13 protein-coding genes are annotated in these 13,612 nt (G+C 43.4%); 9 read left to right on the forward strand and 4 right to left on the reverse strand.

Annotated features, from left to right (window positions below; translation table 11 throughout):
• Positions 1 to 17: 17 nt before the first annotated feature.
• Positions 18 to 830, reverse strand: a complete 813-nt coding sequence (locus RLN88_RS11985; RefSeq protein WP_350221647.1) for a 2,3,4,5-tetrahydropyridine-2,6-dicarboxylate N-succinyltransferase — start codon at positions 828 to 830, stop codon at positions 18 to 20.
• A gap of 22 nt (positions 831 to 852) precedes the next feature.
• Between RLN88_RS11985 and RLN88_RS11990 the strand changes: the two genes are divergently transcribed.
• The 8 genes from RLN88_RS11990 to RLN88_RS12025 all read left to right on the forward strand — a co-directional run bounded on the left by RLN88_RS11990 (position 853) and on the right by RLN88_RS12025 (position 7,120).
• A complete protein-coding gene (locus tag RLN88_RS11990; protein WP_350221648.1) occupies positions 853 to 1,953 on the forward strand; it encodes a glycosyltransferase family protein in 1,101 nt (366 codons plus the stop codon).
• Positions 1,954 to 2,047: 94 nt separating this feature from the next.
• Positions 2,048 to 2,725 carry a metal-dependent transcriptional regulator gene (locus RLN88_RS11995; RefSeq protein WP_350221649.1) on the forward strand — a complete coding sequence of 226 codons (678 nt, stop codon included), beginning with the start codon at positions 2,048 to 2,050 and terminating at the stop codon, positions 2,723 to 2,725.
• Complete coding sequence (locus RLN88_RS12000) at positions 2,722 to 3,630, forward strand: metal ABC transporter solute-binding protein, Zn/Mn family (RefSeq protein ID WP_350221650.1); 909 nt, start codon at positions 2,722 to 2,724, stop codon at positions 3,628 to 3,630. The genes RLN88_RS11995 and RLN88_RS12000 overlap by 4 nt, the downstream gene beginning before the upstream one ends.
• A gap of 27 nt (positions 3,631 to 3,657) precedes the next feature.
• The gene (locus tag RLN88_RS12005; protein ID WP_350221651.1) at positions 3,658 to 3,834 is read left to right on the forward strand and encodes a four helix bundle protein; all 177 of its coding nucleotides are present in this window, start codon (positions 3,658 to 3,660) and stop codon (positions 3,832 to 3,834) included.
• Positions 3,824 to 4,627: a metal ABC transporter ATP-binding protein gene (locus tag RLN88_RS12010; RefSeq protein WP_350221652.1), complete on the forward strand. Its 804-nt coding sequence runs from the start codon at positions 3,824 to 3,826 to the stop codon at positions 4,625 to 4,627. The genes RLN88_RS12005 and RLN88_RS12010 overlap by 11 nt, the downstream gene beginning before the upstream one ends.
• Positions 4,627 to 5,913: a metal ABC transporter permease gene (locus RLN88_RS12015; RefSeq protein ID WP_350221653.1), complete on the forward strand. Its 1,287-nt coding sequence runs from the start codon at positions 4,627 to 4,629 to the stop codon at positions 5,911 to 5,913. The genes RLN88_RS12010 and RLN88_RS12015 overlap by 1 nt, the downstream gene beginning before the upstream one ends.
• On the forward strand, positions 5,913 to 6,752 hold the full coding sequence (locus RLN88_RS12020) for a metal ABC transporter permease (RefSeq protein ID WP_350221654.1): 840 nt from the start codon (positions 5,913 to 5,915) through the stop codon (positions 6,750 to 6,752). The genes RLN88_RS12015 and RLN88_RS12020 overlap by 1 nt, the downstream gene beginning before the upstream one ends.
• The gene (locus RLN88_RS12025; RefSeq protein WP_350221655.1) at positions 6,749 to 7,120 is read left to right on the forward strand and encodes a hypothetical protein; all 372 of its coding nucleotides are present in this window, start codon (positions 6,749 to 6,751) and stop codon (positions 7,118 to 7,120) included. Before RLN88_RS12020 ends, RLN88_RS12025 begins: the two co-directional genes overlap by 4 nt.
• On the opposite strand, the gene RLN88_RS12030 is transcribed toward RLN88_RS12025, so the two are convergent.
• Positions 7,117 to 7,647: an adenine phosphoribosyltransferase gene (locus RLN88_RS12030; protein ID WP_350221656.1), complete on the reverse strand. Its 531-nt coding sequence runs from the start codon at positions 7,645 to 7,647 to the stop codon at positions 7,117 to 7,119. The two genes, RLN88_RS12025 and RLN88_RS12030, sit on opposite strands and share 4 nt — an antisense overlap.
• 72 nt (positions 7,648 to 7,719) lie before the next feature.
• Between RLN88_RS12030 and RLN88_RS12035 the strand changes: the two genes are divergently transcribed.
• Complete coding sequence (locus tag RLN88_RS12035) at positions 7,720 to 8,103, forward strand: hypothetical protein (RefSeq protein WP_350221657.1); 384 nt, start codon at positions 7,720 to 7,722, stop codon at positions 8,101 to 8,103.
• Between the two features lie 25 nt (positions 8,104 to 8,128).
• Here the strand turns inward: RLN88_RS12035 and RLN88_RS12040 are convergent, their stop codons facing one another.
• Together RLN88_RS12040 and RLN88_RS12045 are read right to left on the reverse strand one after the other, a co-directional pair.
• Positions 8,129 to 9,244 (reverse strand): efflux RND transporter periplasmic adaptor subunit, encoded by a 1,116-nt coding sequence (locus RLN88_RS12040; protein ID WP_350221658.1) that lies wholly within the window; start codon positions 9,242 to 9,244, stop codon positions 8,129 to 8,131.
• A gap of 10 nt (positions 9,245 to 9,254) precedes the next feature.
• Positions 9,255 to 13,574 (reverse strand): CusA/CzcA family heavy metal efflux RND transporter, encoded by a 4,320-nt coding sequence (locus RLN88_RS12045; RefSeq protein ID WP_350221659.1) that lies wholly within the window; start codon positions 13,572 to 13,574, stop codon positions 9,255 to 9,257.
• Positions 13,575 to 13,612: the final 38 nt, after the last annotated feature.

Below are 13,612 nucleotides of genomic sequence, written 5' to 3' on the forward strand. Positions count from 1 at the left end.
AAGTAGAATGCCACTATTTAGACAGAGACACTGTTTTCACGAAGAGCTTCGTTCAAAGAGGTTTTTTTGTCGGTGCTTGCCTTTCTTTTCCCGATGATCAAGGCACAAGGCACTTGGAATTCGCCAGCTGGAAATTTCTTAGGTATGGTTCCCGGGATAACCACCGACCTTGGGGGTACTACTCCTTTATATTCTACAGGTTTTGAACCAGTCACATCAATAATTTTGGAACTGGCTGTGAGCACCACATTTGCGCCCAGAACGGCCTCTTTTCCCACTCTAACTCCTTCCACCACAATGCACCTCGATCCTATGAATGCATTATCCTCAATAATCACAGGAGCTGCTTGTACGGGTTCAAGCACTCCACCAATGCCCACACCGCCACTTAGATGGACATTCTTACCTATCTGGGCACAACTCCCCACAGTTGCCCAGGTATCCACCATCGTGCCTTCATCTACATAAGCCCCAATATTTACATAGCTAGGCATTAGGATTGTATTCTTTTGGATAAAAGCGCCATATCTGGCTATGGCATGCGGAACCACCCTCACTCCAAGTTGATCATAGCCGGATTTAAGCTTTATTTTATCGTGGAACTGGAAAGGCCCCACCTCTATCAATTGCATTTTCATGAGAGGGAAATAAAGAATCACTGCTTTTTTTAACCATTCATTCACAATCCATTCATCCCCTGATGGTTCTGCTATTCGTCGCTTTCCATTATCCAGCTCCTCTATTACGGTCTTAATTGCAACAGAAACATCCTTCTTGTTTACCAGGGATCTATCTTCCCAAGCCTCTTCTATGAGGTTTTTTAATTCCATCTAATAACTAATATTTACAGATATGAAGAAAAAGATTGTGATCGCTTCTGTATTAAAACCCATTGATGATGTACGATCCTACTGGAAGCTATCCCAATCCATTTTGAAAACAAATAAATATGATCTTAATATCATAGGAAATATCGGGAAAAAAGCAATAGATGATATTAAGGTAACCTTTCATACACACTCACTAAATCGTACAAACTGGGCTAAAAGGTTGATCATTCGAGAAAAGATTCTTCTCAAAATCTTGCGGATAAATCCTGACATCCTAATTGTTACTTCCCATGAACTTCTGAACATCAGTTTGATCGCCAAATTGACAACTGGTTGTAAAGTTGTTTATGATGTGCAGGAAGACTACTACAAAAACCTAAGATTTATCGACACCTCTCCCCTGAGAAATATCTACAGTCTGATGGTGAGACTAAAAGAGCAGATAAGTAGGCTTTACGTAACTACATATTGGCTCGCGGAAAAATGTTACGCAGAAGAAATTAGATTTATCAAAGGCAAGTTTGTAGTAATAGAAAACAAGGCATTCAATCATCAAGTACCCGTCCGTTCTTTTGAACAAATAAATATGTTGTTTAGCGGCTCAGTTTCTGATTATAGTGCTGCCCGAAACGCTATCCATTTGTTTGAGAAATTAAAAGGGCAACAATCAGATATTCGTTTGAAAATCATCGGGCAAGTTCATGATTCCAAACTTGAAAAGTGGTTGTTTGAAAAGCAAAAAGAACACCCAGAGATTGAACTTCAAATTTCACAGGAGGCCATTTCCTATCCGGAAATTCTAGAGGCAATTTCAACGGCGAATTTGGGAGTGATCGGATATGAACCGAATGAAGTCAACCGCAGGAAAATCCCGACCAAGCTCTACGAATACTCCAGATATAAACTCCCATATGTTGTCGCTACGAACTCTTATTGGGAAGAGGTTGGGGGCAGTCTGGGTGGGGCCATTCCAATTGACTTTGCAAACCCGGGCATTGAAAAGATGGTAGAAAACTGGAAAAATTCGCCAGAACTATTCCAAGAGCGATATCCAACTGAAGCAACCTGGGAGAGTGAATCAGAGAAATTGGTACAATCATTGGAAAAATTAAGTAAAGCATAACAACCTATCTGATTATTAGTACTTTATAAAAGTGGAAAAATGTAATTCTAAATTAATTTTTAGATTAATCTAAATAGTATTTAGCTTTGTGAGTATGAGTTCAGAGCTAAGTTTTACCGAAGAGAATTACCTCAAGGCTATCTATCACTTATCTGCCGATGGAGCCGAGAGTGTCAATACCAATTCACTTGCTGAAAGCATGAGCACCACCCCTGCTTCGGTCAATGATATGGTAAAAAGACTGGCACAGAAAAACCTCATCGGCTACCAGAAATACAAAGGTGCTACACTCCTATCCAGAGGAAAAAAGATAGCCCTAAACATTATCCGAAAGCATCGGCTGTGGGAAGTTTTTTTGGTTGAAAAACTTGGCTTTAAATGGGACGAAGTTCACGACATTGCCGAACAGCTGGAACATATAAAATCTCCAGACTTAATTAAGAAGCTTGATAAGTTTCTTGGTTATCCTACCATGGATCCTCACGGAGATCCTATTCCCAATGAAGATGGCATAATGAAGGAGACCGTTAGGGCTGCTATTTCAGAATTGCAGATTGGCTCCATCGGAATCGTGGTAGCGGTGAACAACGATGACACCCTCCTGCTCCAGCATCTTGATTCCATTGGGATCAAACTGGGTTCTAAAATTCAAATTTTGGACAGAATGGATTTTGATGGGTCGGTATCCATCTCCATAGATAGCAACCCCAAACAATTCATATCGAAAACTGTAGCTGAAAATTTGATGATCACATTAACTGAGACCAAATGAGATATTCACTTACCATTCTGATTGGATTTTGTCTGCTGATCTCTTGCACTCAGAAAAAAGAGGCAAACGAAAAACCCCATGTGGTTGCCACCACGGGAATGCTCTATGACGCAGTTTTGAATATAGGACAAGACAAAGTGACTGCAGAAGCAATCATGGGTCCGGGGGTTGATCCGCATTTGTATAAGGCAACCCAGGGAGATCTAGCCAAATTCAACAAAGCTGATTTGATCGTTTTCAATGGGATATTGTTGGAAGGAAAAATGAGCGATATTCTCACCAAGCTGGGACGCCAGAAGCCTGTGGTAGCCGCTGCTGAATCCATTCCTAAAAGCATGCTCAAATCGGCAGTGGGCTATGAAGATGCATTTGATCCGCACGTGTGGTTCGATGTGAAAAGATGGAAATATGTTGTTCAATCTATCAATGATGCCCTTGTTCAACTCGACTCAGCTAATCAGGAGTTCTTTGACCGAAACACTGAAAACTACCTTAAAAAACTTGACAGCCTCGACACATATGTAAAAGAACTAATAGCTGAGATACCTGAAGACCAGCGCATTTTGGTCACAGCTCATGATGCATTCGTTTATTTTGGGAATGCCTATGGAATGCGAGTGGAGGGCCTGCAAGGGATATCTACAGTTGCAGATTTTGGTTTGAAGGATATTGCTGAAATCATCGACCTTATCATTGAAAACAATATCAAGGCAATCTTCATTGAGACCAGTGTATCGGAGAAGTCCATCAATGCCGTAGTAACTGGATGCAAAGAAAAAGGTCATGATGTGAAGATTGGTGGGGCTTTATACTCGGATGCTATGGGAGAGTTTGGTACAAAAGAGGGCACATACATCGGGATGTTTAAGAAGAATGTGGAAACAATCGTAGAAGCTTTAAAGTAGTTTGATGTTAGCTATTAGTTATTAGATATGCAGAATTTTAAACAATTAGAAGTTTGGAAAGAGGCGCATGATATTGCTTTGAAATGCTACGAGGTGTACATGAATTTTCCACCTGAAGAAAAATATGGACTAACCAGTCCAATGAAGACTACTCATCCACCAATGAATGCACTTATCCAAAAGCTAAGAACCAATGACAAATAACTTTATCAAGCAAGTAGAAAACCCGGCATTGGAAATTCATGATTTAACAGTCAGCTATGATAAGAAACCCGTACTTTGGGGAATTGACCTTTCTATACCGCAAGGCTCACTGTGCGGGATCATCGGGCCAAATGGAGCCGGTAAATCCACGCTGATAAAGGCCATTATGGATTTGGTGGATATGAACTCCGGCTATGTCAAACTCTTCGATCAATCCCTGGATGATGTAAGGAAGAGAGTCAGCTATGTTCCCCAGCGGGAGTCTGTAGATTGGGACTTCCCGGCTTCCGTGCTGGATGTAGTCCTTATGGGCAGGTATGCCGACCTTGGCCTCTTCAGGAATCCCAGAAAGGCAGATAAGGAAGCAGCCATGAAAGCGCTGGAAATGGTGGGGATGGATAAGTATTATAAACGCCAGATATCTCAACTTTCCGGAGGACAGCAGCAGCGTGTATTTCTTGCGCGTGCCCTGACCCAGAAAGCCGATATCTACTTTCTCGATGAGCCATTTGCCGGGGTTGATGCAGCTACCGAAAAAGCGATCTTCAGGATACTTCAGGATCTTGCCGGGGAAGGGAAAACCATCGTGGTGGTACACCATGATCTTCAATCGGTCGAAACATACTTTGAGTGGGTGATCCTACTAAACTTAAGGCTGGTAGCCTCCGGCCCCACAAAAGAGATCTTTACTCCTGCCCTGCTGGAAGAAACCTATGGCGGGAAGCTCACATTGCTCACAGAGGTTGGAGAGTTGGTAAAAGAAGGCGAATTCAAAGCGCGAGAGAAACAGTAATGGAAACGCTGATCGAATTCTTTTCCTTCAAATATCCGAATATCAAATATGTAGTGTTCGGCACGATGCTTCTTTCGGTCAGCTCAGCAGTGGTGGGCTGCTTTACTTTCATCAAAAAGAAATCACTGGTTGGAGACGTGATCTCGCACGCCGTGCTACCCGGCATCTGCATCTCCTTTCTCGCTTCCGGCAGCAAAGATCCTTTTTTACTGATCATCGGAGCATTTATTTCCGGATGGATCGCCATCATTGTGATGGATGCCATCATTCAAAACACCAAGATTAAAGAGGATGCTGCTACGGGGCTATCACTATCGGTTTTTTTCGGGATTGGTATTTTATTGATGACCTACATCCAGCATTCAGGCAATGCTGCACAGAGTGGACTTGATACTTTTCTCTTTGGAAAAGCTGCCGCTCTTGTCGGAAAAGATTTGATGGCATTCAGCATTATTGCGGTGGTAGTCTTAATTACCGTCTTTCTATTCTATAAAGAATTCAAACTCATCAGCTTCGACCCACAGTTTGCAAAAGTCATCGGTTTGCCAATTAAGCGATTGGAGATGATCTTGACCTCTATCACTGTTTTGGCCGTTGTGACTGGTATCCAGGCTGTAGGCGTGGTATTGATGGCTGCCATGCTTATCACTCCGGCGGCTGCTGCACGATTTTGGACCAATCGACTATCGAGAATGATCCTGCTGGCTTCTATTTTCGGAGCTTTTTCAGGAATCAGCGGAGCGTACATTTCTTATGCCGCTCCTTCCATGCCCACTGGTCCCTGGATGGTGATGGTTCTATCCATTATCGCCCTGATTTCTTTTTTCTTCGCACCAGGCAGAGGTATCGTGATCCGACAGTGGAGAAGATTTTCGATTAGAAAGCAGCTACTGGAAGAGAACCTTTTGAAGGCTTTTTACCGAATTGGTGAAAACAGTGGAGATCATTTTCAGAAGGTGGCCATTGACGATATTCAACTGATTCGAAACTTCTCACCTGCGCAGCTTGCTAAAGGTCTTCGGAAACTTAGAGTGAATGGCTATGTGCAGAGAAACAACGAAACCTGGTTTCTGACCGGGGAAGGATTTGAAAAGGGAAAACGGATTACGCGTTTGCATCGCCTTTGGGAGCTCTACCTGACTAAATACCTCAGAATAGCTCCTGATCATGTGCATGAAGATGCTGATACGATTGAACACGTCATCACACCTGAGCTGGAAGCAAGGCTGGAGAAGCTTCTGGAATATCCGACTTCAGACCCTCACCTATCTGAAATTCCAAAATAATGGACGCATTTTGGATCATATTGACAGGTTCTTTGGTGGCAGTAAGCTGCGCGCTACTAGGATCATTTCTGATTCTTAGGAAGATGTCCATGGTGGGTGATGCTATTTCTCACTCAGTATTACCTGGTATTGTAATCGCCTTTTTTATTGCAGGAAGTATGCAATCCATCTGGATGCTGGTTGGTGCCGGAATTCTGGGGATTTTAACAACCTTCCTGATTGAGTTCTTTCATCAAAAAGGCAGGCTTCAGACAGATGCATCCATCGGGGTGACCTTTACCTGGCTGTTTGCACTTGGAGTTATTTTAGTCACTTATTACGCTGGAAATGCCCACATCGATCAGGATTGTATTTTGTATGGAGAGATTGCTTATGTTCCAATTGACCTGCTCTACAATTCCGCAGGTGATCCCATAGGTCCGAAAGCTGTGGTGATACTTTCGGTTGTCCTAATACTTATACTAGCATTTATCCTGCTTTTCTATAAAGAACTATTCGTTACCACATTTGATGCTGCTTATGCAAAAGCGATTGGTATCTCCACCACAAAATGGCACTATGCTTTAATGAGCCTGGTATCTCTCACCACCGTGGCATCTTTTGAATCTGTAGGAGCTATACTGGTAGTAGCACTTCTGATTACCCCGGCGGCTTCAGCGTACCTCATCACAAATCAGCTCAAAACGATGCTGATCTTAAGTTCGGTTTTCGGCATTCTAAGTTCATTTTTTGGCTATTGGCTTAGCTATTTGCTCGATGGGTCAATTGCAGGTGCGATGGTGACGGTTTCAGGGATTATTTTCGCAATCTGCTACGTAATCGTAAGACAAAGAAAATGAAAAGATTAGCTACCCTTCTTTTGATACCTATTTTATTGTCCTCCTGCTATCAATCGCTTAGTATTGATGGGTTTGATAAAGATCAGTGGACCAATTACGCTCAAGATTGCAGCAGCTACAGACTAGATATCGCTGAGCTGATTATCAAGAATGAAGACATATTGTTAGAAGGTACACAAAACGAAATTGAAGGCTTACTTGGAAAAGCGAGTGAACACGAGCTTTACGAAAGGAACCAGAAGTTTTTTCACTATCGTCTCACCCCGCCTGAGGAATGCGGAGACTATGAAGTCATTCAGTTCTTGTCGATTCGATTCAATGCAATTGGGAGAGCAAATCTGGTGCAAGTGATGGTTCGAGAACCTTAATAGGAAACCAATGCATGAACTTCTGCTCCGTAATTTCTGAGTCTCTCCACTCCATTCAAAAAGCCCAGCTCCACCAGAAAAGAAAATCCGGCTACTTCTCCTCCTGAAATTTTTACCAGCTCGGCGGCTGCAACAGCCGTACCTCCTGTAGCTAGCAAATCATCGTGAATGAGCACTTTCTGTCCTTTTTTGATACCATCCTTATGGATCTCTACTTCCGCTGATCCGTACTCCAGGTCATATTTATAGGAAAATGTTTCTGCCGGAAGCTTCCCTTTCTTGCGGACAGGGACAAAAGGGATCCCTAGCTCTTGTGCCAGTGAATTGCCCCAAATGAACCCACGAGATTCGATCCCTACGATAACATCTAATCCATGAGAGCTCCAATACTTAGCCAATGCTTTCGAAATGTCTGCGCTGAGATTTACGTCTTGAAGCAGCGGGGTTATATCCTTAAACATGATGCCGGGCTTGGGAAAATCAGGCACATTCCGGATCGATTGAATAATTCTTTCGGTCAGATTCATAGACGAGAAAAAAATAGGTTTTAAAATTGAGGCACAGTATTTGAAAACACTCTGCTAAAAAACTCAATGACAATGAGAAAACTATACTTAATCCTGTTTATTCTTTCCCTTGGGGCATCTGTGCAAGCTCAGAAGCTCTCTAAGATGGAGGAGCTGCTTCAGTCCAAACAAAAATGGTCTGTCATGGACGTGAAATGTAAGCGTCCTTATTTCGAAATTGGCGAAACCTTCACCATCCGTATTGACCGAAAGTTTTATCACGACAGAAACAATTATGCGAAACTTGGTGGCGAATGGTCTCTCGATGGCTCAAAGCTGATTCTAACTTATGACTCATTTACAGAAGAAAGGCGTAGAATTCCTTTCGTGTATAAAATTCAGAAATGGGGAAGAGACGGTTTCCGACTTACCTATCGAAACAAGTTTAACAAGAAAGAAAAAGTCTATTTGAAATAAAAACACTGCCCCTTTCGGGGCTTTTTTATTGCACCACTTCATACGCTCCTTTGACCACCACCTCTTTTCCTTCCAAAACTTCAGAGTTCAAAATCTCCACTAGTTCTCCAGAACGTTTCCCCACTTCTACCTCTACCTGATCGAAGTGTATACCGTTTTGATCCTCACCAGACTTCACGGCTACAAAGTACTTTCCATCCATGTCTATGATTGCATTCGCAGGTAGACCGTATACTTCTATTTCGCCTGTCTCAATATGCGCTTCTACGTACATGCCCACCACAAAACTTCCCTCTCCATCTGGCAGGTGACCATGCACCTGCACCGTCCGGTCTTGCTGATTGATGGATTTTTCAATCAGATGCACTTTTCCCTCATACTCCTCCTTCGACTCGCTTACCCTAAAGATGATCTTCTGTCCTTCTCGAAGCTTCGCAACATCCTTCTCAAAGACTTTGAGTTCCAGGTGCATATGTTCTGAATTGATCAACTTCATTGCCACATCTTGGGGAGAAATGTATGCGCCTTTATTGATACTCAGATCTGTTACAAATCCTGCAATTGGAGCGTACACTGGAACCTCACTTACGATCCTTCCTTCTCCCAGTGAGGCCATGTTTACATTGATCAATTGCAACTGCTCTTTTAGCCCCTCTATCCTTGCTTCTACAACCTTAAAGTCAGACTCAGCTTTCCTGAACTTCTTTTCCGAAGAAATATCCTCATCGGCAAGTTGCTTTTGACGTTCATAGTCAGCTTTCAGATAACCCAATTGCTCCTTGGCCTCCAGATATTCCTGTTGCATGGTAATAAATTTCGGATTCTGCAGAGTAAACAGCACCGTTCCTTTCTTCACAGATTGTCCAGGCAGCAGATTCATCTTCTGAACATAGCCACCATGAAACACATTGATAGAGGCCCGCTGCATAGGTGGGACATCTATAATCCCTCTCACAGAGATTACTTGTGGTATAGAAACTTTCTTCAACACATCAAACTGAATTCCCAGCTTGGATTGCTGCTCGGGTGAAAGAATAATCTGATCTGAATCCGTAGAAAGTGTCTCAGAAGTCTCGCCTGATTTCTGACTGCACGATACTGTGACAATCAGGCTGATAAGTACTAGCATTTTATATTTCATGACAAGGAAATTAAAGGGTTAAGTAATTGATCTGTAGCGCTACCTGATTGTAGTTCCACAATGCAGTGAGATAATCGATTTGGATTCGAGTAGCCCGATCCAGTAGCTGTGTATACTGAAGAAAATCGATTTCACCACTTTTAAAGGAGCGATCCGCTGCTTTCATCATTTGGTTACTCAGCTGCTCGCCAGATTCTTCGTATGAAGTAAGACTCGCTTCAAATTTTTTCAGCTCAGCCAGCAAACTTTGTCGCTTTGCCTCAAGCTGAACCTGATAATCCACCGCATCCAGCCTGGACTGATCCATGGCGATTTGAGAAAACTTAATGCGGGATTTCTCACCGGAGAAAAGAATAGGAATACTCAAGCCTACCTGAAACCCCCGATAGGTTTGAGCATTCTGCGATCCGTCATTCCCCTGAAAATACTCCAACTGAATTCCCGGCAATAGCTGTTGTTTGCTCAATTGCAAATTGGATTGCATCATCTCCATTGACTCCTGAACTCGCAAAACACCCGGATGGTCGGCTGAATCTTCCATGATTGCAATAGGTTTCAGCGAGTCCACTGACAAAGAAACTTTTCCGTCCATCTGCAGCCATCGATTCAAGTTGGTGTATGCCATCTCCAGTTCGCGATCCGATTCTTCGAGTTTTCTTTTTGTTTCAACCGAAAGGCTCTGAGCTGTCAATTGCTCCAGGTAGTCAGATTCTCCAAGTTCAAACCTTCTACTGGCAGCCACATTGAATTTGGAATAAATGCTGTCAAGGTATGAGTACCAGTTGACCAGATTGGACGCGTACACTACCTGATAGTAAGCAGTAGATACATTCAGGGAAAGTGACATCCTGTTTTGTTCATGTTGATATGCCACCATTCTGGCTTTGCTGCTTAAAACCTGTTTTTGTTTTCCATAAACCGTTGGAAAATCAAACGTCTGCTGCACACCCCACAGATTGAGTGGTAAGTTGTTTGGCGTCAGGTTGTTCTGATCTTCATTGTAGTAAATGGTAGCCTTATCAAATGAAAAGGCAGATCCAACCAGCTCCTGAGCCTGTTTTACCTCCAATGCTGACGACTGAAAAGCTGCATTATTCTCTTCCGCTATGGCAATAGCTTCAGAAAGTGAAATGGGGTTCTCCTGCGCTGATAGCATCCCCGGAAATAAAAGGACCGCAAGCAGGGCAATCACTTTTCTGGACTTCCTTAATCCAATGGATCGCTCATCAAAAAGTGAATAGAGCACAGGAAGGACAATCAGCGTCAGTAGGGTTGCCGTGATAAGTCCACCTACAACCACAGTAGCCAGCGGACGCTGCACTTCCGCACCTGCCGAAGTGGATACAGCCATAGGCAAGAACCCAAGTGCGGCAGCAGAGGCAGTCAATAGCACTGGTCTGAGTCGTTGCTTAGCTCCTTTTATTACCCGCTCTTTGATATCTGCAATACCTTCCTCCTTGAGCTCCTTAAAATGCTCAATAAGCACAATTCCGTTTAACACCGCTATTCCGAATAATGCGATAAATCCAACCCCGGCAGATATACTAAATGGCATCCCCCTAACCCAGAGCATCAGAATACCTCCAACTGCCGATAGAGGTATAGCGCTGTAAATCATCAGGGAGTCACGAATGGATTTGAAAGCAAAATGCAGAAGGATAAATATGAGAATGAGTGAAACAGGGACAGCTACGGCGAGTCTTCGTTTGGCACTTCTGAGGTTCTCAAACTGGCCGCCATAAGTCACATAATATCCGGGTGGAAGATCAATGTGCTGATCAATCAATTGACTTACATCATTCACCACAGACTCCAAATCCCGATTCCTGACGTTGATACTCACAACAATTCTCCTGCGTGTATCATCTCGTGAAATTTTAGCGGGACCATGGGTGTAAGAAACATCCGCGAGGGAAGTCAGTGGAACCTTTCCTCCGGTAGGCAGAGGCACATATATTTCTTCCAGATTCTCAATTCCGTTGCGGTGATCGGTATCAAAGCGAACCGAGAGATCAAAGCGTCGCTCTCCCTCGAAAACACTGCCGGCTACTTCACCGGCAAATCCAAGCGAAATCAGTTGATTGATATCGGCGATATTCAGTCCGTATCTGGCAATTTTAGATCGGTCATACTTGACACGGAGTTGTGGAAGTCCGACCACTTTTTCCACAGTGATATCAGCTGCACCTTCCACATTCGAAATCAGACTCTCCACTTCCAGTGCTTTCTCATACAGTAAATCCAGGTTTTCACCGAATATCTTTATAGCCAGATCTGAGCGTACCCCTGTAATCAACTCATTAAATCGCATTTCGATGGGTTGAGTAAACTCAAAATCAACTCCAGGAAGCTCAGCAATCAGTGCATCTTTCACCTTATCCGCTAATTCATCCTTACTAGTGGCCGACACCCATTCACTTTTGTTTTTGAGTGTAATTATCACATCCGTTTCTTCCATCGACATGGGATCAGTAGGGACTTCAGCTGCTCCTATGCGTGTCACCACCTGCTTTACTTCCGGGAATTTTCGAACGATGTTTTCAATTTCAGTAGTGGTCTCTACTGTCTTAGAAAGCGAAGTTCCCGTTTTCAGGATCGGCTGAATCACAAAATCGCCCTCATCCAAAGTAGGGACGAACTCCCCTCCCATACGACTGAAAATAAAAGCAGCACCTCCCAACAAAAAAGTAGCTGCGACCAGTACAGACTTTCGGTGATCCAAAGCCCATTTTAACGTAGGCAGATAAAGTTGCTCAATAAATGAAATGAGTTTCTTTGAAATCTTACTTTCCTTTTGCTCTGGCTTAATGAACATGCTAGAAACGACCGGAACATAAGTAAACCCAAAGATCATAGCCCCTATCAGCGCAAAACAGAAAGTAAGCGCCATGGGAATGAACATCTTACCTTCTACGTTGGTGAGCGATAAAATCGGAATAAACACAATGATGATGATGAGTTGACCAAAGACCGCTGAACGCATCATTCTTGATGTACTCTCGTACGTGATGTCATCCACTTTCTTTTTCTTCTCGGCTTTATTCAATCCGATCAATTCAGATTTGCTGGAAGCGATCTTGAAGGCAATGAATTCAACGATGATCACCGCTCCATCAATGATGATCCCGAAATCAATGGCACCTAAACTCATCAGGTTAGCGTCAATTCCGAAGATGTACATGAGCGAGATTGCAAAGAGCAAACAGAGTGGAATGATGGAGGCTACAACCAGCCCGGAACGAAGGTTTCCGAGTAATAACACCACCACAAAAACCACGATGAGGCATCCTAACACAAGGTTCTCCGTAATGGTAAAGGTGGTTTTTCCAATGAGCTCACTGCGCTCCAGGAATGGATTGATAGATATGCCTGGAGGAAGTGTAGGTTGAATTTCAGCAACCCGCTCCTTCACCGCCTCAATCACTGCTTTGGAATTGGCATCCTTCAGCATCATCACCTGGCCAAGCACTTTCTCCCCTTCTCCATTTCCCGTCACAGCTCCAAATCGGGTGGCATGGCCAAAACCTACGCTCGCCACATCTTTGATATAGATGGGAGTACCATTGCGTACTTCCACCACAATATTTTCAATATCCTCAAGCGTACCTGTCAACCCTTCAGCCCGAATAAAATAGCTCTGATTGGAACGCTCGACATAGCCTCCTCCCGCTACACTGTTGTTTTTCTCTAAAACTTCAAGGATCTTCAAAGGAGAGATATTCATAGAGTTTAGTAACTCAGGGTTGATAGCCACTTCATAGCGCTTAAGGAAGCCACCCCACGTATTTACCTCCACTACTCCGGGAATTCCGGATAGCTGTCTCCTCACAATCCAATCCTGGATTGTTCTGAGTTCCATAGCTGAGTATTTGTCACCGTAGGCAGGGTCTACTTCCAGCACATATTGATAAATCTCTCCGAGTCCGGTAGTAATAGGCCCCATTTCCGGCGAACCAAATCCGGCAGGAATTTTCTCCGAAGCGCTTTTGATCTTTTCAGCGATAAGCTGTCGGGGAAGGTATGTCCCCATATTGTCTTCAAATACGATGGTGACTACTGACAGGCCAAACTTGGAGATTGAGCGTATTTCCTTCACTCCGGGTAGATTGGCCATCTCCAACTCTATCGGGTATGTAATGAATTGCTCAATGTCCTGAGTGGAGAGATTCCTTGAAGTGGTGATCACCTGCACCTGATTATTAGTGACGTCAGGGACAGCTCCAATCGGGATTTTGGTAAGAGAGTATACACCAAATGCAAACACACTGACTGTAAATAGTATGATGATCAGCTTGTTATCCAAACTGAATCGAACAAGACGTTCTAACATAAATGTAGATTTTAGAAAAACAATTGATTGATGAGGGA

The organism is Ekhidna sp. (assembly GCF_040223195.1).
Taxonomy (GTDB): Bacteria; Bacteroidota; Bacteroidia; order Cytophagales; family Cyclobacteriaceae; genus Ekhidna.

Coding starts and splice junctions, on each gene's coding strand:
- RLN88_RS11985 (WP_350221647.1), bottom strand. CDS start 830: ATGGAATTAAAAAACCTCATAGAAGAGGCTTGGGAAGATAGATCCCTG.
- RLN88_RS11990 (WP_350221648.1), top strand. CDS start 853: ATGAAGAAAAAGATTGTGATCGCTTCTGTATTAAAACCCATTGATGAT.
- RLN88_RS11995 (WP_350221649.1), top strand. CDS start 2,048: ATGAGTTCAGAGCTAAGTTTTACCGAAGAGAATTACCTCAAGGCTATC.
- RLN88_RS12000 (WP_350221650.1), top strand. CDS start 2,722: ATGAGATATTCACTTACCATTCTGATTGGATTTTGTCTGCTGATCTCT.
- RLN88_RS12005 (WP_350221651.1), top strand. CDS start 3,658: ATGCAGAATTTTAAACAATTAGAAGTTTGGAAAGAGGCGCATGATATT.
- RLN88_RS12010 (WP_350221652.1), top strand. CDS start 3,824: ATGACAAATAACTTTATCAAGCAAGTAGAAAACCCGGCATTGGAAATT.
- RLN88_RS12015 (WP_350221653.1), top strand. CDS start 4,627: ATGGAAACGCTGATCGAATTCTTTTCCTTCAAATATCCGAATATCAAA.
- RLN88_RS12020 (WP_350221654.1), top strand. CDS start 5,913: ATGGACGCATTTTGGATCATATTGACAGGTTCTTTGGTGGCAGTAAGC.
- RLN88_RS12025 (WP_350221655.1), top strand. CDS start 6,749: ATGAAAAGATTAGCTACCCTTCTTTTGATACCTATTTTATTGTCCTCC.
- RLN88_RS12030 (WP_350221656.1), bottom strand. CDS start 7,647: ATGAATCTGACCGAAAGAATTATTCAATCGATCCGGAATGTGCCTGAT.
- RLN88_RS12035 (WP_350221657.1), top strand. CDS start 7,720: ATGAGAAAACTATACTTAATCCTGTTTATTCTTTCCCTTGGGGCATCT.
- RLN88_RS12040 (WP_350221658.1), bottom strand. CDS start 9,244: ATGAAATATAAAATGCTAGTACTTATCAGCCTGATTGTCACAGTATCG.
- RLN88_RS12045 (WP_350221659.1), bottom strand. CDS start 13,574: ATGTTAGAACGTCTTGTTCGATTCAGTTTGGATAACAAGCTGATCATC.